Origin of the sequence: Clostridium celatum DSM 1785 (genome assembly GCF_000320405.1) — a bacterium.
Lineage (GTDB): Bacteria > Bacillota > Clostridia > Clostridiales > Clostridiaceae > Clostridium > Clostridium celatum.
The window spans coordinates 1-714 of the sequence record NZ_KB291694.1 but is presented as its reverse complement, the minus strand read 5'-3'; the positions used below and the strand labels follow the sequence as shown (position 1 = coordinate 714).

1 protein-coding gene is annotated in these 714 nt (G+C 32.4%); it reads left to right on the top strand.

The annotated features are described in order from the left end of the window. The first annotated feature begins 140 nt into the window (after nt 1-140). Nucleotides 141-608, top strand: coding sequence for an IS200/IS605 family transposase (tnpA, locus tag HMPREF0216_RS13475; RefSeq protein WP_005215300.1), 468 nt, complete (start codon nt 141-143; stop codon nt 606-608). Nucleotides 609-714 lie beyond the last annotated feature (106 nt).

Below are 714 nucleotides of genomic sequence, written 5' to 3'. Positions count from 1 at the left end.
TTTTTTGTATTTAGAAAACCACTTGCTATGCAAGTGTGTTCAGATTAGCTTAAGCGGTGAGTATGAAAAAAAACTCCTTTTGTCAATAATTAAAGTAGGGTTCGCAAGCCAACTTTAATAGACAAAAGGAGGACAGCATTATGAAAAATAATACTGATAATAATAGTTTATCACATACAAAATGGAACTGTAAATATCATATAGTTTTTGCACCTAAGTATAGAAGGAAAGAGATATATGGAGAAAAGAAAGCAGAGATAGGAAAGATATTAAGACAACTTTGTGAATGGAAAGATGTTAGAATTATCGAAGCGCATGCCTGCGTAGATCATATTCATATGTTGGTTGAAATTCCACCTAAGATGAGCGTTTCAAGCTTTATGGGATATTTAAAAGGAAAAAGTAGTTTAATGATATTTGAGAGATTTTCAAATTTAAAGTATAAGTATGGAAGTAGACATTTTTGGTGTAGAGGATTTTATGTTGACACAGTAGGAAAAAATAAAAATGCAATAGAAGAATATATAAAAAACCAAGAACGTGAAGATATGATAACGGATCAAATAAGCTTTAAGGAATATACAGACCCTTTTAAGGGTAGCAAGTAAAATAGCATGCGGCTGGCGGACCAATTATGCATCTTAAGATGCTTGCTAGTAAAATGCCCTTATAGGGCGAAAGAAAAACCACCAGCTAAGCTGGTGGATATTTATT